General features: G+C 73.8%; 2 protein-coding genes. One reads left to right on the forward strand and one right to left on the reverse strand.

Features of this window, described 5'->3' with window-relative positions; translation table 11 throughout:
- On the forward strand, positions 1–298 hold a 298-nt coding region (locus ACJA3G_RS37810), incomplete at its 5' end, for a SpoIIE family protein phosphatase (protein ID WP_406557519.1).
- A gap of 19 nt (positions 299–317) precedes the next feature.
- Here ACJA3G_RS37810 and ACJA3G_RS37815 read toward each other — a convergent pair.
- The coding region (locus ACJA3G_RS37815) for a CAP domain-containing protein (RefSeq protein ID WP_406557520.1) at positions 318–885 on the reverse strand (568 nt) is incomplete at its 5' end.

An 885-nucleotide genomic window follows, 5' to 3' on the forward strand; every position in this document is an offset into this window, starting at 1 on the left:
GCCCCGGCTCCTCGACCTGCCCACCGGAGCGCCGCTGGGTGTGGGCGGCGTCCCGTTCTCGACCACCGCCGTCAGCCTCGACCCGGGGGACGATCTCGTCCTGTACACCGACGGCCTGATCGAGACCCGCGACCAGGACATCGACACCCGGCTGGCCACCCTCACCGACCTGCTGACCGGCCCCAGCCGCCCGCTGGAGGACACCTGCGACTTCCTGCTCGCCGCCCTGCGCCGCCCGGACACCCACGACGACGTGGCCCTGCTCATCGCCCGGGCCCGCGCGCTCGGGGCCACCTGAGCGGGCGGGCGGCGGCGCCTCACATGCGCGTGCCGAAGTCCTGGGTCCACCAAGGGCCCCCGGGACCGCTGTGGATGCCCACACCCAGCTCCTTGAAGGCGCAGTTGAGGATGTTCGCGCGGTGTCCCGGGCTGTTCATCCAGGAGTTCATGACGTCGGCCGGGGTCTGCTGGCCCCGGGCGATGTTCTCGCCGTAGGTGGACCACTGGTAGCCGGCGGCGTGGATGCGTTCGCCCGGGCCCGCCCCGCTCGGGTCGGTGTGGTCGAAGAAGCCCTGGGCGGCCATGTTGTCGGAGTGGCGCTGTGCGGCCGTGGCGAGCTGGGAGTTGTCCGTCACTGGACCGCAGCCGTTCTTGGCGCGCTCGCCGTTGACCAGGGCGATCACCTGCTGGGCGTCCGAGCCCTGCCGGGCGAGGCCGCCTGGCACGGCGGGGGTGTGCGAGGCGGGGGGCCGTGCGGCGGCGGTGTGCGGTGCGGGGCTGTGCGCCACCGGCTTCGGCGAGGTGGCCGAGCGGCTCGGCGACGGTGACGAACTCGCCTTCGGGAAGGGGGAGTTGGCCGAGCGGGTGGGTGAGGGTGCGGTGGTG

Origin of the sequence: Streptomyces sp. YS-3 (assembly GCF_045257485.1) — a bacterium.
Taxonomy (GTDB): Bacteria; Actinomycetota; Actinomycetes; order Streptomycetales; family Streptomycetaceae; genus Streptomyces.